This is a genomic window from Myroides sp. C6-3, assembly GCF_050522425.1.
Taxonomy (GTDB): Bacteria; Bacteroidota; Bacteroidia; order Flavobacteriales; family Flavobacteriaceae; genus Flavobacterium.
Genome location: NZ_JBMVQP010000002.1, coordinates 157,758 through 180,818, shown reverse-complemented (window position 1 = coordinate 180,818; position 23,061 = coordinate 157,758). Strand labels below are relative to the sequence as shown.

25 protein-coding genes and 1 tRNA gene are annotated in these 23,061 nt (G+C 36.2%); 17 read left to right on the top strand and 9 right to left on the bottom strand.

Annotated features, from left to right (window positions below):
- From ACPDG9_RS01920 to ACPDG9_RS01890, 7 genes are all read left to right on the top strand, one after another.
- Nucleotides 1-684 (top strand): RHS repeat domain-containing protein (locus ACPDG9_RS01920; protein ID WP_430526131.1); only part of this gene is annotated, 684 nt, incomplete at its 5' end.
- Nucleotides 684-1,148: a hypothetical protein gene (locus tag ACPDG9_RS01915; RefSeq protein ID WP_430526130.1), complete on the top strand. Its 465-nt coding sequence runs from the start codon at nucleotides 684-686 to the stop codon at nucleotides 1,146-1,148. The genes ACPDG9_RS01920 and ACPDG9_RS01915, both read left to right, overlap by 1 nt.
- A gap of 252 nt (nucleotides 1,149-1,400) precedes the next feature.
- The gene (locus tag ACPDG9_RS01910) at nucleotides 1,401-2,219 is read left to right on the top strand and encodes an RHS repeat domain-containing protein (RefSeq protein WP_430526129.1); all 819 of its coding nucleotides are present in this window, start codon (nucleotides 1,401-1,403) and stop codon (nucleotides 2,217-2,219) included.
- A complete protein-coding gene (locus tag ACPDG9_RS01905; RefSeq protein ID WP_430526128.1) occupies nucleotides 2,219-2,557 on the top strand; it encodes a hypothetical protein in 339 nt (112 codons plus the stop codon). The genes ACPDG9_RS01910 and ACPDG9_RS01905 overlap by 1 nt, the downstream gene beginning before the upstream one ends.
- Nucleotides 2,544-3,059, top strand: a complete 516-nt coding sequence (locus tag ACPDG9_RS01900) for an NADAR family protein (RefSeq protein WP_430526127.1) — start codon at nucleotides 2,544-2,546, stop codon at nucleotides 3,057-3,059. Before ACPDG9_RS01905 ends, ACPDG9_RS01900 begins: the two co-directional genes overlap by 14 nt.
- A 464-nt stretch (nucleotides 3,060-3,523) precedes the next feature.
- The gene (locus ACPDG9_RS01895) at nucleotides 3,524-3,976 is read left to right on the top strand and encodes a GatB/YqeY domain-containing protein (protein WP_430526126.1); all 453 of its coding nucleotides are present in this window, start codon (nucleotides 3,524-3,526) and stop codon (nucleotides 3,974-3,976) included.
- 12 nt (nucleotides 3,977-3,988) lie between these two features.
- Nucleotides 3,989-4,062: transfer RNA gene (locus tag ACPDG9_RS01890), tRNA-Arg, on the top strand.
- 339 nt (nucleotides 4,063-4,401) lie between these two features.
- On the opposite strand, the gene ACPDG9_RS01885 is transcribed toward ACPDG9_RS01890, so the two are convergent.
- The 3 genes from ACPDG9_RS01885 to ACPDG9_RS01875 form a co-directional block, all read right to left on the bottom strand.
- The gene (locus ACPDG9_RS01885; protein WP_430526125.1) at nucleotides 4,402-4,737 is read right to left on the bottom strand and encodes a heavy-metal-associated domain-containing protein; all 336 of its coding nucleotides are present in this window, start codon (nucleotides 4,735-4,737) and stop codon (nucleotides 4,402-4,404) included.
- A 20-nt stretch (nucleotides 4,738-4,757) separates the two neighbouring features.
- Nucleotides 4,758-7,001, bottom strand: a complete 2,244-nt coding sequence (locus ACPDG9_RS01880) for a TonB-dependent receptor domain-containing protein (protein WP_430526124.1) — start codon at nucleotides 6,999-7,001, stop codon at nucleotides 4,758-4,760.
- 81 nt (nucleotides 7,002-7,082) lie between these two features.
- On the bottom strand, nucleotides 7,083-7,559 hold the full coding sequence (locus ACPDG9_RS01875; RefSeq protein WP_430526123.1) for an HYC_CC_PP family protein: 477 nt from the start codon (nucleotides 7,557-7,559) through the stop codon (nucleotides 7,083-7,085).
- Between the two features lie 127 nt (nucleotides 7,560-7,686).
- Here ACPDG9_RS01875 and ACPDG9_RS01870 point away from each other — a divergent pair, with 127 nt between their 5' ends.
- The 4 genes from ACPDG9_RS01870 to ACPDG9_RS01855 all read left to right on the top strand — a co-directional run bounded on the left by ACPDG9_RS01870 (nucleotide 7,687) and on the right by ACPDG9_RS01855 (nucleotide 11,962).
- A complete protein-coding gene (locus tag ACPDG9_RS01870) occupies nucleotides 7,687-8,148 on the top strand; it encodes a GAF domain-containing protein (protein WP_430526122.1) in 462 nt (153 codons plus the stop codon).
- A gap of 137 nt (nucleotides 8,149-8,285) precedes the next feature.
- Nucleotides 8,286-8,555, top strand: coding sequence for a 30S ribosomal protein S15 (gene rpsO / locus ACPDG9_RS01865; protein ID WP_002987657.1), 270 nt, complete (start codon nucleotides 8,286-8,288; stop codon nucleotides 8,553-8,555).
- A gap of 172 nt (nucleotides 8,556-8,727) precedes the next feature.
- Nucleotides 8,728-10,908, top strand: a complete 2,181-nt coding sequence (locus ACPDG9_RS01860; RefSeq protein ID WP_430526121.1) for a polyribonucleotide nucleotidyltransferase — start codon at nucleotides 8,728-8,730, stop codon at nucleotides 10,906-10,908.
- Between the two features lie 115 nt (nucleotides 10,909-11,023).
- Complete coding sequence (locus ACPDG9_RS01855) at nucleotides 11,024-11,962, top strand: ketopantoate reductase family protein (RefSeq protein WP_430526120.1); 939 nt, start codon at nucleotides 11,024-11,026, stop codon at nucleotides 11,960-11,962.
- 32 nt (nucleotides 11,963-11,994) lie between these two features.
- On the opposite strand, the gene ACPDG9_RS01850 is transcribed toward ACPDG9_RS01855, so the two are convergent.
- Nucleotides 11,995-12,285: a hypothetical protein gene (locus tag ACPDG9_RS01850; RefSeq protein ID WP_430526119.1), complete on the bottom strand. Its 291-nt coding sequence runs from the start codon at nucleotides 12,283-12,285 to the stop codon at nucleotides 11,995-11,997.
- Nucleotides 12,286-12,681: 396 nt separating this feature from the next.
- Here ACPDG9_RS01850 and ACPDG9_RS01845 point away from each other — a divergent pair, with 396 nt between their 5' ends.
- The 3 genes from ACPDG9_RS01845 (at nucleotide 12,682) to ACPDG9_RS01835 (ending at nucleotide 15,778) form a co-directional block, all read left to right on the top strand.
- Nucleotides 12,682-14,067: an NAD(P)-binding domain-containing protein gene (locus ACPDG9_RS01845; RefSeq protein ID WP_430526118.1), complete on the top strand. Its 1,386-nt coding sequence runs from the start codon at nucleotides 12,682-12,684 to the stop codon at nucleotides 14,065-14,067.
- A 188-nt stretch (nucleotides 14,068-14,255) separates the two neighbouring features.
- A complete protein-coding gene (locus tag ACPDG9_RS01840) occupies nucleotides 14,256-15,119 on the top strand; it encodes a sigma-70 family RNA polymerase sigma factor (protein WP_002987652.1) in 864 nt (287 codons plus the stop codon).
- A 134-nt stretch (nucleotides 15,120-15,253) separates the two neighbouring features.
- Nucleotides 15,254-15,778 carry a hypothetical protein gene (locus tag ACPDG9_RS01835; RefSeq protein ID WP_430526117.1) on the top strand — a complete coding sequence of 175 codons (525 nt, stop codon included), beginning with the start codon at nucleotides 15,254-15,256 and terminating at the stop codon, nucleotides 15,776-15,778.
- Between the two features lie 128 nt (nucleotides 15,779-15,906).
- Here the strand turns inward: ACPDG9_RS01835 and lysS are convergent, their stop codons facing one another.
- The gene (lysS, locus tag ACPDG9_RS01830; protein ID WP_430526116.1) at nucleotides 15,907-17,607 is read right to left on the bottom strand and encodes a lysine--tRNA ligase; all 1,701 of its coding nucleotides are present in this window, start codon (nucleotides 17,605-17,607) and stop codon (nucleotides 15,907-15,909) included.
- Between the two features lie 197 nt (nucleotides 17,608-17,804).
- On the opposite strand from lysS, the gene ACPDG9_RS01825 reads away from it, so the two are divergent.
- The 3 genes from ACPDG9_RS01825 (at nucleotide 17,805) to rpe (ending at nucleotide 19,416) form a co-directional block, all read left to right on the top strand.
- Complete coding sequence (locus ACPDG9_RS01825) at nucleotides 17,805-17,969, top strand: YqaE/Pmp3 family membrane protein (RefSeq protein ID WP_182626851.1); 165 nt, start codon at nucleotides 17,805-17,807, stop codon at nucleotides 17,967-17,969.
- Nucleotides 17,970-17,981: 12 nt separating this feature from the next.
- Nucleotides 17,982-18,686, top strand: a complete 705-nt coding sequence (gene lipB, locus ACPDG9_RS01820; RefSeq protein ID WP_430526115.1) for a lipoyl(octanoyl) transferase LipB — start codon at nucleotides 17,982-17,984, stop codon at nucleotides 18,684-18,686.
- A 70-nt stretch (nucleotides 18,687-18,756) separates the two neighbouring features.
- Nucleotides 18,757-19,416, top strand: coding sequence for a ribulose-phosphate 3-epimerase (gene rpe / locus ACPDG9_RS01815; RefSeq protein ID WP_430526114.1), 660 nt, complete (start codon nucleotides 18,757-18,759; stop codon nucleotides 19,414-19,416).
- A 158-nt stretch (nucleotides 19,417-19,574) separates the two neighbouring features.
- Here rpe and groL read toward each other — a convergent pair whose 3' ends face one another.
- The 4 genes from groL to ACPDG9_RS01795 all read right to left on the bottom strand — a co-directional run bounded on the left by groL (nucleotide 19,575) and on the right by ACPDG9_RS01795 (nucleotide 23,055).
- A complete protein-coding gene (groL, locus tag ACPDG9_RS01810) occupies nucleotides 19,575-21,203 on the bottom strand; it encodes a chaperonin GroEL (RefSeq protein ID WP_430526113.1) in 1,629 nt (542 codons plus the stop codon).
- Nucleotides 21,204-21,240: 37 nt separating this feature from the next.
- A complete protein-coding gene (locus ACPDG9_RS01805) occupies nucleotides 21,241-21,516 on the bottom strand; it encodes a co-chaperone GroES (protein WP_060873958.1) in 276 nt (91 codons plus the stop codon).
- Between the two features lie 154 nt (nucleotides 21,517-21,670).
- Nucleotides 21,671-22,042: a preprotein translocase subunit SecG gene (secG, locus tag ACPDG9_RS01800; protein ID WP_430526112.1), complete on the bottom strand. Its 372-nt coding sequence runs from the start codon at nucleotides 22,040-22,042 to the stop codon at nucleotides 21,671-21,673.
- A 2-nt stretch (nucleotides 22,043-22,044) separates the two neighbouring features.
- A complete protein-coding gene (locus ACPDG9_RS01795) occupies nucleotides 22,045-23,055 on the bottom strand; it encodes a tetratricopeptide repeat protein (RefSeq protein ID WP_430526111.1) in 1,011 nt (336 codons plus the stop codon).
- Nucleotides 23,056-23,061: the final 6 nt, after the last annotated feature.

Here is a 23,061-nt window from a genome sequence, read left to right as displayed (position 1 = left end):
GATTATATCGGCAGACCAATTCAAGCGTATAGCGAAGAAGGAGCGCTGGTTTGGAGTACAGACTATGACATCTACGGCAAGCTCAGAAACCTTGTCGGGGATCGGATGTTTATCCCTTTTAGACAGCTAGGGCAATATGAAGATATCGAGCTGGATGGGTTATACTACAACCGCTTTCGCTATTACGATTCGAATAGCGGGTTGTATATAGCTAAGGATCCGATAGGCCTTGCAGGCAACAACCCCACGTTTTATGCGTATGTATGGGATAGCAATGGGGAGGTGGATGTTTTTGGGTTGGAGTTAATAACGGTGTATAGATTTGATGAAAGACCTCCAAGTATCATCAAAAGTAGTGGAGGTTTTGTAGCATGGAGTCCTAATTCAAAAGTTTCATTATCGGAATATGTCTTTAATAACACCCACTCACAATATATAGGAACTTCATACAATGCAAACGATGCATTAGGGGTGAGCGAATTTTATGATGATGGTTTTTTATATAAAATTGAAATTGATGATTCTAAAGGAATCAATGTGAATTCTATACTAGGAGATCATATACATTCTTATGAGAATGAATTTGCAATTCGCAACGAAATACTAAATGAAAATATCAAAGGAGTAATTTCTATTAATGACATAGATAATGCTAATAATATTAAATGGAACAAGTATAAGTAATGGAAAAAAAAACATTTATTATTGATTACGTAACAAAACATGGGGAAATAGTGTCTTCTAGTATAATGTTATGGAAGCAAAACGAGATAATTAATGGGAGAAACATTAATTGTACTTATTTGAAATTTCATTATGTAAATAATAGTATAGAGGCAAAAGGATTTATTGTAAAAGAAGCTTTTGACTCTTTACGAGAAAAATTGGAAGATATTGGGATTAAATTGATGATTAAAGGATATAGATATGATGTATGTATGTATAGAAAATTAAGTAATACGATTTATTGTGTACAACTATTATTTGGAGAACCATTTAATCCTGAAAATAAAAATAGAATATTCAATATTTTTGAAAAAGAGGAGAATAGTGCTTATATTAAAAGTTTAGCTCATCAAAAAGAATACTATAATAAGTGGATAAAAAGTGTCTATGGAATTTCTTGTGATGAAGATAAAATAATATAGTAAAATGTTATAAGCATAGACCTAAAAAATCCATATAAAAACATCGTTAAAAAAGTACATTGTATAGTAGGAATTAGATAATGAATTTATGTTCAATTCGGCTAAGATCTCGGGTATAATCTGTGCCCCTCTTTTTGACAAATCGTATAGTACTGTGGTATTTTAATTATCCACAAGCTTCAATAAATTAGCTTAACATACATTTCGATAGCTTTTTTTTAACACACAAAGGGTCAGCTAGGGTATACTCAGGTGGAGCCGATAGATCATCTGGTGACCTGGGTATATGAAGCCAATAGCTATGTGCCTTGTGGTAAAATTGTCGATGGCAAGCACTATAGCATCCTCAGTGATTATATCGGCAGACCAATTCAAGCGTATAGCGAAGAAGGAGCGCTGGTTTGGAGTACAGACTATGACATCTACGGCAAGCTCAGAAACCTTGTCGGGGATCGGATGTTTATCCCTTTTAGACAGCTAGGGCAATATGAAGATATCGAGCTGGATGGGTTATACTACAACCGCTTCCGCTATTACGATTCGAATAGTGGGTTGTATATAGCTAAAGATCCGATTGGATTACACGGTGGTTTTAGGTTCTATTCCTATGTGAAGGATTCGAATATCTACGTTGATATTTTTGGTTGGGAAGATATATGGTTTAGAGCTTTGAATTTAGATGATACGATTCTACTAGATTTAGGAGGTGATATAGAAGCAAAAGATATGAATGCTAGACAATCGGTAATAAATCATATAAATAATGGATCAAAAAACTATTATTTAGATCAATACATCTCCATTACAAAGAATCGTAAATTAGCGGAAGATTGGGCTTTACGTTCAGGAACAGATGTTGTTGCAATTGATCTAGATAAAGTGGATTCAAATAAAATAGATTTAACTTCTGCTGCTAACAGAGAAAAATATATAATGGAAGATATTAAAAGTAGATATAATGATCGAATAAGAGCAAATAGATTATCAGAAATGATGGAAGAAGGTTTAGTTGATAAAATAATTAAGAAGGAAACCATAGTTGAGCGATATAAACCTAAAAAATATAAATAATGACAGCATTAGAAGAATATCTATTATATGAGAACTCGGATAGAATGTATCTTTATAGATTAAGATTAACCTATTTATGGGATCAAAAAGAATTTAATTATTTAGTACAATTAGTTAGAAATGTGCTGAAAGAATTTGAGAATAATACGTTGTTTCCTAAACAAATAAGATACTTTTTTACTTCTGATATTGATCAAATAATCGGAATTGTATCTAATCCACTGTTTATTGTTAATATACCAGATAGTTATGATAAAAGTAAATATATTGATACGATTAACTCAGGAATTGCAATTTTAAATGATTTAAAAGAGGAGTTTTTTTATGGAGAAATATGATCAAGATTCGTTTCATTTTTTTTATAGACAAGAAGACTTTATGTCTCAATGGTATTTAAAAAGTTTTTGTATTGAAGAGATAACCTTTAATTGTGTTGAGCAGTTTATCATGTATAAAAAAGCGATGTTATTTGGTGATAATACTATTGCAAATAAAATTTTGAAAGAACAACATCCTGGTAATCAAAAAAGATTAGGAAGGCTAGTTAAGAATTTTAGAAGTAATATTTGGGAAAAATCCCGATTTGAAATTTCGTATGAAGGGAATTATGCGAAATTTAATCAAAATCAAGACTTGTGCTCACTTCTATTAGAAACTCGAGATAAAATTATTGCGGAAGCAAGTCCAACGGATTTGATTTGGGGTATTGGTTATGGAATGGAAAACGAAAATAAATATTGTATTTACAAATGGAGAGGTAAAAACTTGCTCGGTAAAGTTTTAATGCAAGTTAGAGAAGATTTAAAAAATAGCGTAAATATAAAAAATTCAAAAGTTTAGTTGGTTACAGCTAAACTTTTTTGTTACTACTATCTTACGTTAGCTTGTGAAAGATGCAGTTGCTCAGGTGGATACGTACAGACTATGACATCTACGGAAGGCTTAGAAATTTAGAAGGAGATAACGCGTTTATTCCTTTTAGACAACAGGGGCAATACGCATACATTGAACTGGATGGTTTATACCATATGCGACAGTGAAGAATGCCTCTCGAATAGAGAGTTTCTTTCTCTATGCTAATGTTTTAGAAGAGAGAAATAAAAGTAATACCACGTCTGTTTTTGGTTTTCTTTCCATAAAGAGAACAAAAAAGAAAGAGGGTTTATTTAAGTAAAAGAAGTTAAAAAAGACGTTTTAAAAGTCCAATAAGGAAAGAAAAAAGAGAGTGATTGAAAAGTAAAAATAGCGAATTTGTCTTGTTTTATCGGCTTTTTTATATCTTTGCAAAACCAAATAAAAAAGATATGAGTTTACAAGTAACTATTATGGATGCGATGAAAAGCGCCATGAAATCGAAAGATAGTATCGCTTTAGAGGCATTGAGAGCAGTTAAGGCAGAATTGTTATTAGCGCAAACTCAGTCAGGTTCTAAGGAAGAGATTAGCGAAGAAGAGGAAATCAAAATTCTGCAAAAATTAGTTAAGCAACGCAAAGACAGTGCGGCTATTTTCTCAGAACAAGGAAGAGCTGATTTAGCTGAACCAGAATTAGCACAGGTCGCTGTTATTGAACAATTTTTACCAGCACAATTGTCTAATGAAGAGGTAGAGGTAGTTATTGCTAAGATCATCGCTGATGGAAATCATGCAGGAATGGCTGCTATGGGACAGGTAATGGGAATGGCATCGAAAGAATTGGCTGGAAAAGCTGATGGAAAAACGATTTCAACAATAGTAAAAACACTATTGACAAAATAAACATTTTGGTTGGTCCACGTAGTTCAATTGGATAGAATATCAGATTTCGGCTCTGAGGGTTGAGGGTTCGAGCCCTTCCGTGGACGCAAAAAAAAGCACTTATGGTCTTCATAAGTGCTTTTTTTTATTAAATTTTCCTTTTTTACGTAAATTTTTCAAAAAGTGATAAAAATCATGTTTTATGCATGCATAGCATCATACATTTGTTGTGTAATAAAATACAGCTATAAAGAGAATTACGTTTCTTTTTATCCTTTAAGTAAATCAAGTTTTAGTGTCTTATACAAGATGATTTACTGAAGATAGGGAGAAATGCTATGAAAAAGAAAAAGAATATTTTGTAGTTTGTGAGTTTGGCTACAGAATAGCATATTGTTGTTTGAAAAAAAAAGCACTAATCGCTAGTTAGTGCTTTTTTTGTTTTCCTATCTTTCATATTTACAACAGCCGTGTAAGTTGTTATAAGCCTCGTCTGTTGCTTTGATTAAAGCCGTATCATGACCTACTTGAGCGATTGCTTCTTGTACCTCTTTTCCTGTTGTTTTTTTAGGGTTGAGGTATACCGTCAATTGTTGATCCGCGACAGACCAATCAACAGAGCGAACGCCTTTAACATCCAAAGCTGCTTTTTCGATGCGTTTTTTACACATTTCACATTGCCCTTTAACAGCAATTACTTGTTTGGGTTGCTCTTTTTCTTGCGCAAATAAGGCAACAGCTGTACATAGGGCAAGACCTAAAGTTAAAATTACTTTTTTCATCTTATACGTTTTTGAGTTAATTAATCAAGTTTGAATCGCAATCCCGCATAATACATAGAACCTGCAACTGGAGCATAAACCATAGAAGTATCAAAATCGGTATCAAACGGATTTTGTGCATTTACAATTGGATTGCGTTGTTTGTAATTTCCAATATTTTCACCTCCCACGTAAAATTCAAATCGCGGAGAAAATACTTTGGTAATCTGAAAATTCATCAGCGAATACGGATTGGAGGATGACTTGAGCTGATTCACTTCTGCATATTGTTCTGTAGAGGTAATGCGTTGTTTGCCTAGCCAATTATAGGTAAAGTCAAATTTCCAATGCGCACCATTGTCTTTTTCGGTAGTTGTATATTCTAAATTGGCGAAAAAGCGGTGTTTCGGTTGGTAGGCTTTTTCAAATTTACCCGTCTTTTGATCCGTTGCAATATCGTAGTACTTATAAGCAGAACGCAAATTTAAATTGCGCGCTAGGTTGTAATTTACTTCCAACTGCAGACTATTCGCATAGGATTTACCATCTAAATTGTAGAACAACAATTGATGTGCGTTGTAATCGGCATCAACAACAATTTGATTCTCAAAATCGGTGCGGTAGAAATCTAGGGTTACATCTCCTTTTCTTCCAATAAAGTGAAAGTTTTGTGTAAAGCTCAATCCGTAGTTCCACGCAATTTCAGGATCAAGATCGTAAATTTTGCCGTTGTTACCTTCAATTTGAAACAGGCGATTAGTCGCTAGGTAGATTTGATTTTCTGCAAATACATTGGCTATGCGTTTTCCTCTCCCCACAGAAGCGCGTAAAACACCATTTTCCCACGGATTATAACGCAAGTGTAAACGCGGAGTTGCAAATACACCCATGCGGTTGTGATAATCGACACGCATACCTGCAACTACACTGAAATCAGTAGTATTGTCATAAGTATATTCATAAAATGCCCCTAGCGCATTATCCGTGCGATTGAAATCTTCATGAATTCCGGGAACAAATACTCGTTCTGTATACTGATCTAACGTGAAACTAAGCCCTGTTGTAAATTTGTGAAGTGTATTGCTTATGATGGAATTGAAAACAAAGTTAGAATACAAGCTGTTTTGCTTGATATCATATAGGTTTAAGCCGAAATACGAATCCTGTTTGTGGTAGTTGTATGCTACTTGGAGTCCCGCACTTTGAAATGGCATATCTGCAAATACATAGCCTAACTTGGTGGATAAATCTAGTTTTTCTGTGTTGATTTCAGATCCCCAAAGGACTGTAGATCCTTTGTCTTTCTTTTTGTCGAAATCCACTTGGCCTGCCACTTTGTTGTCTTTCATGTAACGAGCCGTAATAAAACTCACAATCCCCTTTTCTACATTGGTATATTGCCAGCGGTTCATCACATTAAGCTGTTCTCCTTTGGGCATATCCAAGAACCCATCGCGATTCTTATCGTGATCTCCAGTTCTTAAGTTTCCGTGAATAAAAAGCGAAGAGCTCCACTTGTCGTTGAGGTGATAATTGCCGTGAATATTAGCCTCAAATCGCTCGTCTGTTGAACCGTATAAATTAACAAAGAAAGGTCGATCCGTAGCGGGTTTGATCAATTCCGTATTCAATTGTCCAGAAATACTCTCATATCCGTTGATTACCGTTCCAGCTCCTTTGGTTACTTGAATGCTTTCTACCCAAGTACCCGGTGTAAACGTCATACCGTAAATTTGAGATGCACCTCGTACAGAAGGAATATTCTCTTCTGCAATTAGGATATACGGACTGGTTAACCCCAGCATTTTAATTTGTTTGGTTCCTGTTATCGCATCGGTATAGTTAACATCAATAGAAGGATTAGTTTCAAAAGCTTCTGAAATATTGCAACAAGCGGCTTTGAGTAATTCACCACTATTCATGGTGAAGCTATTTGTTGTTCCCTTGATCGAACGCGTGGTATTGCGTTGTTTTGTTTTGATGATCACCTCATCCAATGATTCTTCAGGTTGTAGGACAAGGTGATAAGACTGTCCAACTTGAGGAGTAAAGGTTTGTGTTTTATAACCAATATAAGAAACCGTCAAAGGTTCTTTCTCGATAAAATTTAGGGTAAATCTTCCCTGTGCATCCGTTGCAACGCCAATAGATTGATTGGCATAAAAAACAGAAGCTCCGATCACAGGGGTATGTGTTTCGTCTACGATTTGTCCTGTGATCGTTTGTTGTGCATATAGCGAAGTTCCCGCTGTCAAAACAGCAAGACTTATGAAGTGTTTAATCATTGTTTACGCATAATTATTCATACAAAATAAAATTGTTCAAGCTGTAGAGAACAGATTGAACTAAAATGTAGGAACAAAAAATTACGAGTAAAGTACTAAGCGACAATATAATTGATAGAGTGGAGGAGCATTCGCCTCCATATAATAGGCTGAAATTTCCTGCTTTTGAATAGGGAAATCAATGCCATAGGTAGCTAGGGTCGTCCAGCCGTAATCTGGAAGAATAAAATCGAAATTTGGAGTATAGACAGGTTGAATATTGTGATCCGAAGGATTGGATTTGATCAACTCATCTTGACAACATTTTTTATCTTCAAATTTTTTAACGGGTTTTTCAACCGCTTTTGGGGTAGAACAACAAGCTTTTTCCTCCTGTTGAATTTGCTGTTCCAATTCCATCGTACATCCCGTGCCTGCATCTTCTTGATGCGTATGGGCATAACGCAAGGGACTGTAATGCGCTTCGCCTTGGCAATAATGCACGCTCATCGACCATCCTATGTTTGAAAATAGGAAGATCAATAAAAACCATATACTGACAAGTCGTTTGTTTAGCATGAGACAAAAATAAGCAAAAAAGGAGGATTTCAATAGCGTAGAAGTTTTTTTGTTTAAAGTAGAGGGGTAAAAAAGAGAAAATTCCTACAACAGATGGCGTATCTTTGGGTGATAAAAAAGAGAAAAGATGCAGACAATATATTCAACACTTTTAGAAGAAGCAAAGCACATTATAGCAGGGGAAGCTAGTATCACGGAGAAATTACAGGCTATTTGCAATAGCTTAGAAAATAAAATACCGCATTACGATTGGGTAGGGTTTTACTTTGCCGAGGTAGAAAAGCGCTTGTTACATCTCGGGCCTTATGCTGGCGAAGCAACCGATCACACCGTTATTCCGTTTGGCAAGGGGATTTGCGGGCAAGTAGCAGAAAGTAATCAAACGTTTTTAGTAGAAGACGTACGTGCTCAAAGTAATTATATCGCCTGTAGTATGACCGTAAAATCAGAAATCGTAGTACCCCTATTTGTGCATGGTGTGAATATAGGGCAAATCGATATTGACTCCCACACGCTGAATGCTTTTACAAATGAAGATCAGGTCTTCTTAGAAGAGTTGAATGAATCCATTGCTTCACTTTATGTATAATGTAGTATGACCAAGTGCTTTACTTTTTTTTAAAAAAAATAAAGAACTGTGTTGATGATTTGAAAAATAAAAGTACCTTTGCAATTGAATTTTAGAAAACTAGAGTTCGTACATAAAAATCATTAAAGAATATTGGCATGTATTTAACAAAAGAAAAAAAAGCTGAGATCTTCCAACAACACGGAGGTGTAGCTGCAAACACAGGATCTGCAGAGGGACAAATCGCTTTGTTCACTTACAGAATCTCTCACTTAACTGAGCACTTAAAAAGAAATCGTAAAGATTACAACACAGAGCGTTCACTAGTTCTTTTAGTAGGTAAAAGAAGAAGACTTCTTGACTACTTAAAGAAAACTGAGATTAACAGATATCGTGAGATCATTAAAGTATTGGGTATTAGAAAATAATCAATATAGGAAAGAGGTGCCTGCGCGCCTCTTTTTGTTTTTTTGCCTTTAGCAGAGTTAGATCTGGTTTTTCATTGGGTTTCATATACTACACAACACACAACACAACACACACACAACACATTTTACGTCTCTCTTCGGAGAGACAGAAACCCTAAAGTAATAAATTATTATGATTCCTAAGGTAACCAAAGAAATTATCGATTTAGGAGATGGACGTAGCATCTCAATCGAAACTGGGAAATTAGCCAAACAAGCAGACGGTTCTGTTGTTGTTCGCATGGGAGACTGTATGCTTTTAGCTACAGCAGTTTCTGCAAGAACAGCAAACCCTGGTGTAGACTTCCTTCCTTTAACTGTAGATTACAGAGAAAAATTCGCTGCTGCTGGACGTTTTCCAGGAGGCTTTTTTAAACGCGAAGCGCGTCCTAGTGATCAAGAGGTATTAACCATGCGTCTAGTTGACCGTTGTTTACGCCCATTGTTCCCAGACGATTATCACGCGGAAACACAAGTGATGATTCAGTTAATGTCTCATGACGAAAACGTAATGCCTGATGCATTAGCTGGTTTAGCTGCTTCTGCAGCATTAGCTGTATCAGATATTCCTTTTTACAATTCAATCTCTGAGGTAAGAGTTGGACGTATCAACGGACAATTCATTATCAACCCTTCAAGAGAACAATTAGATCAATCGGATATCGATATGATGATCGGAGCGTCTAAAGATTCTGTTTGTATGGTAGAGGGTGAAATGAGAGAAATCTCAGAACAAGAAATGATCGATGCAATTAAGTTTGCGCATGATGCTATCAAAGTTCAAATCGAAGCACAAGAGAAAATGCGTGCAGCTTTAGGTCTTACTTTCCGCGAGTACGAACCAGAAGTTACAGATGCTGAGGTAGAGAAAATCGTTCATGATGCAGCTTATGCTAAATTGTATGATATCGCTTCACATGCAAGTGCTAAAAACGAACGTGGAGAGAAATTTGCTGAAGTATACGAAGAAGTTAAAGCGTTGTTTTCTGAAGAAGATTTAGAAGAAAAAGCGGAATTAATCAGTACGTATTTCAAGAAAACACAAAAAGAAGCGGTACGCAACTTGATTTTAGATCAAAATATCCGTTTGGATGGTCGTAAAACAACAGAAATTCGTCCAATTTGGAGTGAAGTAGATTATTTACCTTCTGTACACGGATCGTCTATCTTTACACGTGGTGAAACGCAAGCTTTAGCAACAGTTACACTAGGTACATCAAGAGACGCAAACATCATCGACTTACCAAGTGAACAAGGTGAAGAAAGATTCTATTTGCACTATAACTTCCCACCATTCTCAACAGGTGAAGCAAAACCTTTAAGAGGTACTTCACGTCGCGAGGTTGGACATGGAAACTTGGCACAACGCGCATTGAAAAACATGATTCCTGCGGATTGTCCTTATACAATTCGTTTAGTATCTGAAGTGTTAGAATCAAACGGTTCGTCTTCAATGGCAACGGTTTGTGCGGGTACTTTAGCGCTAATGGATGCAGGTATTCAAATGGTAAAACCCGTTTCTGGTATTGCAATGGGATTAATTTCTGATGCTAAAACAGGACGTTGGGCTGTATTGTCTGATATCTTAGGAGATGAAGATCACTTAGGAGATATGGACTTTAAAGTTACGGGAACAAAAGACGGTATCACTGCTTGTCAAATGGATATTAAAATCGATGGACTAGCTTATGAAATCATGGAACAAGCATTAAAGCAAGCTCTTGATGGTCGTTTACACATCTTAGGATTGTTAGAAGAGACCATTGCTGCTCCTAATGCTACAGTGAAACCTAAAGCTCCAAAAATTGTTACGGTTACAATCCCTAAAGATTTTATCGGTGCAGTTATCGGACCTGGTGGTAAAAACATTCAAGCACTTCAAGCAGATACAGGTACGACTATCGTTATTAACGAAGAGGGGGACTTTGGTTTAATTGAAGTATTGGGTACTGATCAAGCAGGTATGGATAGAGCTTTAGCTACAATTAGCAATACGATCTTCTCTCCAGTTGAAGGAGAAGTGTATAAAGTGAAAGTAGTGAAAATGCTAGATTTTGGTGCGGTTGTAGAATTCGTACCAGGAAAAGAAACCTTACTTCATGTATCTGAATTTGATTGGAAACGTATTGAAAATCCTTCAGATGTATTGAAAATTGGAGATGAGTTAGAGGTGAAATACTTGGGTATTGATCCGAAAACGAAAAAACCAAAAGTTTCTAAAAAAGCGCTTATGCCGCGTCCTCCAAGAGAAAATAAACCAGAAGGCAACAAGCCAGAAGGAACACAAGGAGCAAAAAAAGAAGAGAAGAAATAATTCTGATCATCATATAAAAACACCTCAATTGAGGTGTTTTTTTGTTTTATTCCCTTTGAAAATAACGGGTTTTCTGGGTTTTTGAGTATCTTTAAAAATCAATACATAATACAGGATGAGTAAAGTAAATATAGGAGTTATAGGTCTAGGAGGTGTAGGTGGTTTTTATGGCGGGTTATTGGCACATTATTATGAAAGTGACGAGCAAGTAGATATTCATTTTGTTGCTAGAGGGGAACACGGGACCCAGATCAAAAAAGAAGGACTAACGGTGTTGTCTAAAGATCGCGTTATCGTTGGAAAACCAACTCGCGTAGTTGAACACGTACAAGAGTTGGGGAGAATGAATTTTATCTTGCTTTGCACGAAGGAATATGATTTGAATGAGGTAATTGTAGACTTAAAGAAGAACGTCTCTAAAAACACGGTTATTTTACCGCTGCTGAATGGGGTAGAGGCTTTTGAAAAGCTCGATTTCGAATTGGAGGCTGAGGTGTGGCAAGGATGTACGTATATGGTGTCTCGTCTGAAAGATCCTGGAGTAATTGACAATCCAAGTGGAAGACAAAAAATTGTGTTTGGTCGAACGGAGGGAGTAACTCCTTTAATGATTCAAGTCAATCACTTTTTACAAGCTGCTGGGATTACTTCTTTTTGTACCCAAGATATCGCTAGAGAAGTATGGGAAAAGTATATCTTAGTTTCTTCTTCTGCTGTCGCTACTACATTTTATAACAGCTCTTTTGGTGTAGTGATGCGTGATCATGCGCCTACTATATATGCATTAGTAACAGAAGCTAGTGTTGTAGCTAAGGCGAAAGGCGTTCCTTTAGCGGAAGATGTTGTTGAGGTAATTATGCAGCGTTTGGCAGCGATTCCCTTTGACTCTACTACATCGATGCACAGTGATTTCATAAGTAATAAGCCCCAAACAGAACTGGAAGTGATGGCAGGTTATTTACTTCGAGAAGGAGAACGTTTACAAACAGAAGTTCATACCTATCAAAAAATGTATACGGTGTTGAAAGACAAGCAAGGTAATTATAAGATATAATAAATAGAAAGAGCCGTTTACGGCTCTTTTTTTTATTGTGATACTATGAGATACAATATCGTTATTCCTGATAAAATACAAGGTAGAATTAATTTACTCCAGGCTGTTTTTTTCTGTATGGCTAATACAAGCCATACCAAAGGAATTCCCAATAAGAATGCAAGTAGTGGTAACCATAGGAGTTCGTATGCTACACCGATAAGCGTATACGTGTAGATTCCGTTCGTTCCCATGTGACTTAAAAGGGCGAAGCCTATAATCAACAAGGTGCTAAGAAGAGAAAGGCTGTAGAGTGCAAGGGTAAGTTTCGGTTTTTGATTCATTTATTTTTGATTAAATTAGGATAAAGATACACTTTTTTATAAGACGTCCCCCTTTTTTTTGAGGAGTAAGAGTTGATTTTTAGCTAGTTAAAAACAAATCGATTTGGCAATGTCTAAAAAAATGCTTATATTTGCTCTATCAGCTGTAAAGTGATTGATTCAAATCACTTGCAATTAGGCAGTAATATATAGAGGCTTTTCCTCTTTGTCTAGTAAGAACCCGCTATGGGTTCTCCTATTAGTAGGTTGTTCTTCGTGATGACCTATCAAATCACTCAGCAAGAGTGTCTGTAAGAATCTGTATACAGGATTCTTTCTTTGATGAAATCTAAAATATCGTTTATTAATTAGCTCCATTTCGCAAGAAAGTTAGGGGCCTAAAAATAGTAATATATAATGACTAATTTTAAAGTAGGAATTATTGGAGCAGGTCCAAGTGGGCTTGCTATGTTAAGAGCTTTCGAATCAGAACAGAAAAAAGGGAATCCAATTCCAGAAATTAAGTGTTACGAAAAACAAGATAATTGGGGTGGAATGTGGAACTATACTTGGCGTACAGGTGTAGGGAAATACGGAGAGCCTTTGCACGGGAGTATGTATAAGTACTTATGGTCTAACGGACCTAAAGAGTGCTTGGAGTTTGCGGATTACACCTTTATGGATCACTTTAAACAACCTATTTCTTCTTATCCTCCAAGAGAAGTGCTTTTTGATTATATCGAAGGACGTATCAAACAAAGTAATGCTCGTGACTATATTAAATTTAATACTGTTGCTCGTTGGGTAGACTATTTAGAAGATAAAAAGCAATTCCGCGTTATTTTTGATGACTTGGTTGCTAATAAGACGTTTGAAGAATTTTTTGATTATCTCGTTGTAGGTACAGGACATTTCTCAACTCCTAATATGCCATTCTTTAAAGGAATTGACAACTTCCCAGGAACAGTTATGCACGCCCATGACTTCCGTGGAGCGGATCAATTTATTGACAAAGATATTCTGTTGATTGGAAGTAGTTATTCAGCGGAAGATATTGGAGTACAGTGTTTTAAGCACGGAAGTAAATCCGTGACTATTTCGTATCGTACCAACCCAATTGGTGTGAAATGGCCTAAGGGAATCGAAGAAAAGCCGATCGTGACTCACTTCGAAGACAATGTAGCCTTTTTTAAAGATGGTACAACAAAAGAATACGATGCTGTAGTTTTATGTACAGGTTATCAACATAAATTCCCTTTCTTACCTGATAATTTGCGTTTAAAAACAAAAAACTGCCTCTATCCAGACAATCTGTATAAAGGAGTAGTGTTTAATGAAAATGAGCGTTTAATTTTCTTAGGTATGCAAGATCAATATTATACGTTTAATATGTTTGATGCACAAGCTTGGTTTGCGCGTGATTATATGTTAGGCCATATTGCGCTTCCTAATAAGGAAGAGCGTGAAGCTGATATTGCTAAATGGCTTGCGGCTGAAGAGCGCACAGAAACAGGTAATGATCATGTGGACTTCCAAACGGCTTATATTAAAGAACTTATTGACTTGACAGATTATCCAAGTTTTAATATTGATAAGGTTTCTGAAATGTTTAAGACGTGGTTAAATTCAAAAGAAGATAATATTTTAGCTTATCGAGATAAAGTTTATACTTCAGTGATGACGAATGTCTGTGCAGAAGAACACCATACTCCTTGGATAAAGGAGTTAGACGATAGTTTAGAACGCTACTTGGATGAAGTAGAAGTAGATGAAAAGGAATTGAGTAAAACAAACTATTACTAAGAGATATTTATTTATTCCTAGTATAAAAGATTCGCATAAAGCCTTGAAAACACTGTTTTTAAGGCTTTATATTTTTCAATTAGATGTGTGAGAAAAATTATTTTTTCAAATATTGTAACTTTTTGGGTAAAGGATACGTATAACTAATGTAGACCATAAGAACAAAGACAAATAAGGAGTAAAATAATATGAGACAACTTAAAATTACCAAGCAAGTTACGAATCGTGAAACTGCTTCACTTGATAAGTACTTGCAAGAAATTGGTAAAGTAGATTTGATTACTGCAGATGAAGAGGTAGAATTAGCACAGCGAATTAAGGCCGGTGATCAAAGAGCGTTAGAAAAGTTAACTAAGGCGAACTTGAGATTCGTGGTTTCGGTAGCAAAACAGTACCAAAACCAAGGATTGACTCTTCCGGATTTAATTAATGAAGGAAACTTAGGTTTGATCAAAGCTGCACAGCGTTTTGATGAAACTCGTGGATTTAAATTTATTTCTTACGCAGTTTGGTGGATTAGACAATCTATTTTATCCGCTTTAGCTGAGCAATCGAGAATTGTACGTTTACCATTAAACAAAATTGGTTCGATTAATAAAATTAATAAGATGTACGCGTTATTAGAACAGTCAAACGAGCGTCCGCCTTCTGCAGAAGAGATTGCTGTTGAGCTGGATATGACTGTCAATGACGTAAAAGAGAGTATGAAAAACTCTGGTCGTCACTTATCTATGGATGCGCCTTTAGTTGAAGGGGAAGACTCTAACTTATACGATGTCTTGCGTTCTGGTGAATCACCAAATCCAGATCGTGAATTAATCCATGAATCGCTGCGTACTGAAATTGAAAGAGCATTAGAAACTTTGACTCCGCGTGAGGCTGATGTGGTTCGTTTGTATTTTGGCTTGGGCGATCAACACCCAATGACGCTTGAAGAAATAGGAGAAACGTTTGATTTGACAAGAGAACGCGTCAGACAAATTAAAGAAAAAGCAATCCGTAGATTGAAACATACATCAAGAAGTAAAATACTGAAAACGTATTTAGGATAATAAAAAAGCACTGCAAAATTAGCAGTGCTTTTTTTATTTGCATGGAGAGTAAAAAAGTGAAAATGTTTTTTTGTTTTTATCTACAAATAAAATTAACTTAATTTTTATTAGTTTTACGCAGAAATTTTAGCGCAATGAAACAAGGGTATAGAGGAATAAAAACTATAGTTGGATGTATTGCATGTTTGAGTATGTTATCTTCCGCCTATGCACAATCAAAAGAAGATGTGAAGCTTGGGCTAGGTCTTCACGGAATTGAATTATCAGCAAACAAAAATATTTATGGTAAATTTTACGCAGAAGGGGCTGTTGGATACGGTGTGGGATATGATGTATTTGACGGTTTTACCATGACCTTAGATTACAAGCATTTGATCCCCTATACGAAGGGAATTGTTAAATGGAATTACGTAGATCTTGATCGAAAGAGAAATTTCGTCTCCCTACAAGCGAAATACTCTTTTGGAGATTCTTCCTTTTACAATTTGAACCGCGTGCTCTTAACGGAGATTAATTGGGGAATTGAACGCCATTTTTCGAACAGATTCCTTTTTGATTTACACTTGGGAATTGGCCATGTAAGCGATTTTGATGTAAAAGAGTCGCAGGTTATTCCCACAATCGGATTTAGTCTGAAATATCGCTTGTTTGAGCTGTAAGAAGAGAGCTCGTTATTTCGAAGTAGTTTGTGCTATTTCTATAGGCAATAAAAAAAGCAGTAGAAAAATTCCTACTGCTTTTTTATTTTATGATTTTCGATAAGACAATGTTGCTTATCAGTCATCTCTTATTGTTGATAAACAACGTATTTTGTTTCTTCTTCAGTAACTACTTTTGTCAAGTTATGTGAAGAAAGTGCTTTCATTGCTTTATCCCATTTTTTGCCACTCAAAGCCGCTTGTTCTTTTAACGAACCTAGTTCTACTTTGTTTTCGTTGTTTTCTAGAATTTGGATGATGATTTTTTCTTCTTCTGATAATTCTACCGTTGGTGCTGTTTTCTCTGGTCTCATTTGAGGGAAAAACAACACTTCTTGAATTGATGGATTGTTTGTTAAGAACATGGCTAAACGATCCATTCCAATTCCCATTCCAGACGTAGGAGGCATTCCGTATTCTAAAGCACGCAAGAAGTCTTGATCAATAAACATCGCTTCGTCATCTCCGCGATCTGCCAAAGCCATTTGAGCTTCAAAACGCTCTCTTTGATCAATCGGGTCATTTAACTCCGAGTAGGCATTTGCAATCTCTTTTCCGCAAACCATTAACTCAAAACGCTCCGTTAACTCTGGATTATCTCTATGTGCTTTGGTTAAAGGCGACATCTCTTTTGGATAATCTGTGATAAACGTTGGTTGGATGTAGTTCCCTTCACATTTTTCACCGAAAATCTCATCAATTAATTTTCCTTTACCCATAGTTGCATCCACTGGAATTCCCATGCCTAAAGCCGCTTGGCGAATTTCGTCTTCCGTTTTTCCTGTAATGTCAAAACCAGTGAATTCTTTAATCGAATCTGCCATCGTGATTCGTTTATAAGGGGCTTTAAAATCAATTTCATGTTCGCCAAAAATAGCTTTTGAAGAACCGTTTACTGCAATTGCACAGTACTCTAATAAGCGTTCTGTGAAGTCCATCATCCAGTTGTAGTCTTTGTACGCTACATAGATTTCCATTACGGTAAATTCCGGATTGTGGGTTCTGTCCATTCCTTCATTGCGGAAGTTTTTAGCAAACTCATAGACTCCGTCAAAACCACCTACAATTAAACGTTTTAAATACAATTCGTTTGCGATGCGCAAATACAATGGAATATCCAAGGCGTTATGATGCGTCATGAAGGGGCGTGCAGCGGCTCCGCCAGGGATAGACTGTAGTACAGGTGTTTCAACCTCCATATAGCCAGACTCATTGAAGAACTGACGCATGGCGTTAAACAATTTCGTACGTTTGATAAATGTTTCCTTGATTGAAGGATTAACAACTAAATCTACATAACGCATTCTGTAGCGCAATTCTGGATCAGTAAAAGCATCAAACGTATTCCCTTCTGCATCCGTTTTAGGTAAAGGTAGTGGACGCAAGGCTTTGCTCAATAAAGAAAGTCCTTGTACGCGTACCGTTTTTTCTCCAACTTGCGTTGTGAATAACTCTCCTTCGATACCAATGATATCTCCTAAGTCAATTAGTTTTTTGTAAACTTCGTTATATAAATCTTTGTTCTCACCTGGGCAAAGTTCGTCTCTGTTGATGTATAATTGAATCTTTCCTTCACTGTCTTGAATGGTTGCGAAAGAAGCTTTTCCTTGAATACGGGAAGACATTAATCTCCCTGCCACAATTACCTTCTTACCTTCTTCAAAACCGTTCTTTATCTGCTTGGATGTATGATTTACTGGAAATAAGTTAGCAGGATAAGGATTCACACCAAGCTCTTGCAATTTTGCGAGCTTCTCTCTTCTGATGATTTCTTGTTCTGAAAGTTGCATAATAATTGTGAATTATGAATTAATTTATAAAGTGCAAATATAGGTAATCTTTAAAAATTAGGGGCAATTCTATTGCTCCAAATGTCAGTTAATTAGTCATTTGATGATTTATAGGCAGTTCTAAACAAGGCTTTAGCTGAAATTTTTGTGGTTATTGATAAAAAATGACGAAATTTGTCTTTTATAAATATGTGATTATGAGTGTTTGGAGAGTTATTCTATCGATTATTTTTCCGCCTATAGCTGTTTATGACAAAGGGTGTGGTTCTATACTAATTGTGTTGTTATTAACCCTTGCTGGGTGGATTCCTGGGGTTATAGGTGCATTAGTCATCCTCAATAATCCAAAATACAACCGCTAAGTTTTTCGAAAAATGAATAAAGAAGTAACCTTAATTGATCTAGGTGAGAAAGATTATCAAGATACGTGGACGTATCAAGAGGAGCTTTTTCAGTCAATCTTAGACATTAAAATTAACAATAGACGCGAAGAAAAAGAGGAGGCAACACCGAATTACTTTTTGTTTGTCGAACACCCCCATGTTTATACGTTGGGAAAAAGTGGACATATAGAAAATCTATTGCTCAATGAAGAACAATTAGAAGCAAAAGGAGCTACCTTTTACAAGATCAATAGAGGAGGAGATATTACCTATCATGGCCCTGGGCAGATTGTAGGTTATCCAATTTTGGATTTGGAAAATTTCTTCACTGATATTCACAAGTATTTGCGTTTGCTAGAGGAAACGATGATTCTCGTGTTGAAAGACTACGGAATCGAAGCAACGCGTAGTGAAGGGGAAACGGGAGTTTGGTTAGATGTAGGTACGCCATTTGCGAGAAAAATTTGCGCAATGGGCGTGCGTGCTTCTCGTTGGGTAACGATGCATGGTTTTGCTTTAAATGTCAATTCTGATTTAGGGTATTTTGACAATATTATTCCTTGTGGAATTCGCGGTAAAGGTGTCACGTCTTTGCATGTTGAGCTTGGTGTAAACTATGTTGATGAAGATGAGGTGCGCGCTAAGATTATCACGTATTTTGCTGCGCTTTTTGAAGCTACAATAAAAGAACAATAATAGAATTATAAAATCCTGAGCGGAATTTCCTCTTAGGATTTTTTTATCTTTGTACAAACAACACGATAGTATGAAAAATATAAAAATTGCACCTTCCGTTTTGGCAGCGGATTTTGCAAACCTACAACGCGATATTGAAATGGTGAATGAAAGCCAAGCAGATTGGTTCCACATCGATATTATGGATGGAGTTTTTGTTCCTAATATTTCATTCGGTATGCCGGTATTGGCTGCAATTAACAAATATGCAAAGAAAACATTAGACGTGCATTTGATGATCGTAGACCCTGATCGCTATATCAAAACGTTTAAAGACTTGGGAGCTGATATTTTAACGGTACACTATGAAGCGTGTACGCATTTACACCGTACTATACAAGCAATTAAAGCTGAGGGAATGCAAGCTGGAGTTGCTTTAAATCCACATACGCCCGTTTCTGTTTTGGAAGATATAATACAGGATTTAGATCTAGTTTTGATTATGAGTGTAAACCCTGGCTTCGGTGGACAAAGCTTCATTGAAAATACATACGATAAAGTGCGTAAATTAAAAACAATGATCGATGCGAAGGGTGCGAATGTTATTATTGAAATCGATGGTGGTGTAAACAGTAAAAATGCAAAAGCTTTAGTGGAGGCTGGTGCTGAAGCATTAGTAGCAGGTAATTTTGTGTTTAGTGCAGCAGATCCTATGGCAACAATTGCTGATTTAAAGGAAATTGTAAAATAGTTAACAGTGATCAGTTGGGGGGATGAGAAGATTAGGGGTTGGAAAACAATTTGTTTTTTAATTCAATAAATCGACAACTGCACAACGTACAAACCTATTATAAAAAAAAACGGCTTGAAGAATTCTTCAAGCCGTTTTTTTTATAATAGGGTGTGATTTTACATCATACCTGGCATTCCGCCTCCCATTGGCATTCCACCACCGTTTTCGTCTTTAATATCAACCAAAGCGCATTCTGTGATAAGGATCATACCTGCAACTGAAGCTGCATTTTCTAAAGCAACTCTAGTTACTTTTTTAGGATCGATTACACCTGCTTGTAACATATCGATGTATTCGTTTGTTTTTGCGTTGTATCCGAAGTTATTACTTCCTTCTAATACTTTAGCTACAACAACAGAACCTTCTAAACCTGCATTTTCTACGATAGTTCTCAATGGAGATTCTATCGCTTTAGCAATGATTTGGATTCCTGTTTCTTCGTCTGCGTTTACTGCTTTAATTGAATTAAGGTTCGCCTTTGCACGAAGTAAAGCAACTCCACCTCCAGCAACGATTCCTTCTTCAATTGCCGCTCTAGTAGCGTGTAAAGCGTCATCTACTCTGTCTTTTTTCTCTTTCATCTCTACTTCCGTAGCAGCACCTACATACAATACAGCGACACCACCCGCTAATTTAGCTAAGCGCTCTTGTAATTTTTCTCTATCATAGTCAGATGTAGTTGTTTCCATCTGAGCTTTGATTTGGTTTACGCGGTTTTGAATCATATCTGAAGCTCCACTTCCGCTAACAATTGTTGTATTGTCTTTGTCGATGTTTACACGTTTACACGTACCTAACATTTCTAATGAAGTGTTTTCTAACGTGTACCCTTGTTCTTCAGAGATTACTACACCACCAGTTAAGATAGCGATATCTTCTAACATTGCTTTTCTTCGATCTCCAAATCCTGGTGCTTTTACAGCAGCAATTTTTAAAGCTCCTCTCAATTTGTTTACTACCAAAGTAGACAAAGCTTCCCCGTCAACATCTTCAGCTATGATTAATAAAGGTTTCCCTGATTGAGCCACTGGCTCTAGTACTGGAAGTAATTCTTTTAGAGAAGATACTTTTTTGTCATATAGTAAAATGTAAGGAGAATCTAATTCTACTTCCATTTTCTCTGAATTGGTCACGAAATAAGGAGATAAGTATCCTCTGTCAAATTGCATTCCTTCTACAACATCAACAAATGTTTCTGTTCCTTTTGCTTCTTCAACAGTGATTACACCTTCTTTTCCTACTTTTTCGAAAGCTTGTGCAATTAATTCTCCAATAAATTCGTCGTTGTTCGCTGAAATAGAAGCAATCTGTTGGATTTTATCCATGGATCCACCTACTTCTTGTGCTTGATCTTTTAAATGGTTCACGATTACTTCAACCGCTTTGTCCATTCCGCGTTTTAAATCCATTGGATTTGCCCCAGCAGCCACGTTTTTCAATCCTTCTTTAACAATAGCTTGTGCTAGTACAGTAGCGGTAGTTGTTCCGTCTCCTGCTAAGTCATTGGTTTTAGAAGCAACTTCTTTTACCATTTGAGCACCCATATTCTCAAGTGCATCTTCTAACTCTACTTCTTTTGCTACAGAAACACCATCTTTGGTTACTGTTGGTGCACCAAATGATTTTCCAATAATTACGTTTCTTCCTTTTGGTCCTAACGTTACTTTAACAGCATTTGCTAAAGCATCAACACCGCGTTTTAAGCCTTCGCGTGCTTCAATGTCGAATTTAATATCTTTTGCCATGATCTAGTCTTGTTTTACTTTGTTATTATTCAATTTATTAAACAATCGCTAAGATGTCATCTTCACGCATGATAAGGTAATCTTTACCTTCTAATTTTAGCTCTGTTCCTGCATATTTACCATAAAGTACTGTATCACCTACTTGTACTGTCATGTTGTGGTCCTTTGTACCGTTTCCTACAGCGACTACTGTCCCTTTTTGTGGTTTCTCTTTCGCTGTATCAGGAATGAAAATACCAGAAGCAGTTTTTGTTTCTGCTGGTTGAGGTTCAATAAGAACTCTATCCGCAAGTGGTTTAATGTTTAATGCCATAGTGTTATAGTTTATGAAATTGAATTATTTATATTAGTTCTAAACGATATAGAACTAGTCATAAAGTGTGCCAAACCTTGTATTGGCACCTATCGAGCAAAAAAAAATGCCAACTTGACAGCTGGCATTTTTGTATTTTAAAAAAACTGATTTTTTATTCTTGTGTAGTTTCTGGTGTTGATGTCTCAGAAGTTACCGGTGCTTCCGTTGTGTCTTCTGTACTAGCAGCAGGAACAACTGTTTGCTGTACTGGAATTTCTGCATTTGGATCTAAAAGTTTAGAATCTCCAATTGCACCACCACTAAAGCTAATGCTTGACATTAAAATAAGGATGATTAACACCGCTCCTAAAGTCCAAGTACTCTTATCTAAGAAGTCATTCGTGTTTTTTACACCTCCTGCAACAGTAGATCCTCCAAAAGAGGAGTCTAAACCTCCACCTTTAGGATTTTGTACCATAATAACCACAATTAATAAAAAACATACGATAGCAATCAATACTAAAAATACTGTAAATGTGTTCATGCTTATAAACTATTATGTTGTTGTAACGCTTTTATATCTAATATTTGGTTTGCAAAGAAACTACTTTTTTCTGGATATTTCAAAATTAAAATCTCATAAGCTTGTATTGCTTTTTGATATTTTTTTTGCTCCAAATAAATTTTGGCTAAAGTCTCCGTCATTAAACTTGTGTTCTCTTGTACGGATAATTCAATATTGATAGGACTTGCCGTGGCTTTTTTTGTTGGGATAATTTTAGGATTTGCCTCGATGAATTTGTCAATTAACGCTTGTTTTTTTTCTAAAGTTTCTTGAAATTTTTTTTCATCTTCTGTAAATTCTTTCTTTTTTTCTTCCTGTTCTTGCGGTGTATCGTCGCTTTTTATATTCGATTCTCTGAGAATTGGCTGTTGTTTGGACAATTGTAACCACTCGTGGAAAGAGTATTTTTCACCAGTTTCAAATGCTAAAGGTTTGCCAATTTCTAGTTTGTTCTCTAAGGATTCAACTGTGTTATCGATGGAATTTGTCTCCGCTGTTAAATTTGAATCATCTATCTCTAGAAGAAGGTCAGCTTCGGTAGCTGTTTCTTTCTTGATTTGTTTTTCTTCTTCGAGCTGTTCTGCTGACGTAGATCTGTCTTCTTGTGTTATGGCGTATGCTACTTTAGAAATGTTTTCCAGTAGTGCACTGATGTTTTGTTCTACGACCTTTTCTTTGGGTATTACAACAGGGTCTTCTTGCGTTTCCGTTATTTCTTCCCCTTCAGAAGCTAACGGTAACGGACGATATGCCGTAAAGTCGTCCGAAACAATGAAGTTAAACAACATATCGCGATCTAGCGTATAGGCTGCTGTTTTCTTGAGTTCCTGATTATAAGAGGTGCTTTCGTTTGAATATAAAGCTTTGAGATATAAACTTCTTATCGCTTGTACATAGGGATACTGTTCCAATAATTGTTTCAATTCATGGATATCTGATCGCTGTAATAGTGTGGGATCAGCTAAGTAGGTATGTAGTGTGTTTATATTCAATTTGAT